Source organism: Oleiphilus sp. HI0117 (assembly GCF_001635235.1).
This window is the reverse complement of record NZ_LWGA01001424.1, coordinates 1-935: the sequence shown is the minus strand read 5'-3', so window position 1 is coordinate 935 and position 935 is coordinate 1. Positions and strand designations below refer to the sequence as shown.

1 protein-coding gene is annotated in these 935 nt (G+C 46.3%); it reads right to left on the bottom strand.

All coding sequences use genetic code 11. The annotated features are described in order from the left end of the window. Positions 1-935: LPS-assembly protein LptD (locus A3757_RS23970; protein ID WP_156506545.1), on the bottom strand; the 935-nt coding region annotated here is incomplete at both ends.

Genomic DNA, 935 nt, shown 5'->3' with positions numbered 1-935 from the left:
AGAGATATTATTGTCGACAGGCGTATAATCTTCAAGAAAGTAGTCGGTATGGTCGATACTTACAGATGGGCTGATATAGCCCCAGCTCTTAGATAAAGGCAATGATACCTTGGGCTGGTGTCGAACGCGTGAGCCTATAATACGTTCATCCCCGACGAGACCTTCCTGGTCACGATAGAAGTAGACATATTGGCTGTGCCAGTCGAGTTGCAGTTGTTTGTAGATAGAACCGAATTGATAATTTAGTTCAGGTAAGCGTTGATAAGCTTGTTCGCTTGCCAGCAGTGTTTCATCGATACTTTTGTATTGCTGCATCAAGAAGCTGAATCGCCAGTTATCCTCTGAATAATGGAGTTCAGCCCTTCGATCAAGGTTATCACTTCGGTTTATATTCAGCCCCTGGTTCAAATCATCCAGGTAGTCAAAGTCGCTGATCTGGCTATATTTGAGCGTGCCATACCAGCCGTCATGATGCGCATTGATATCCTGACTAAAGCTGAGGCCCCAGCGAGCGTCCGTGTCATCTGGGCCGATTGCTTTCTGCTCGCTATTATAGAACTTGTCTTTGCTGATGTAGCCTAAGTTGAGCTCGCTATTGGTATAAGTGCTAGCATGCCGAAGTTCTAGATCGGAATGTACCCCTCTGCCATGAACATAGCTGGGCGTAAACGTCGCATCGTAGTCGGGCGCTAAGTTAAAATAATAGGGGGTCGATAGAAATATGCCGTTCTCTGTATTTGAGGTACCGAATGAAGGATATAAGAAGCCCGACTTACGGCGGTCATCGATCGGAAACGAAAACCAGGGAATGTACATCACAGGCGTATCTTTAATCAGAAAACGGGTGTTTTTTGCTTGGCCGAAGCCTTCTTCTCTATTGAGAGAAATGTTTTCTGCAGCGAAGGCCCAGTCTCTTTTCTCGGGCGGACAGCTGG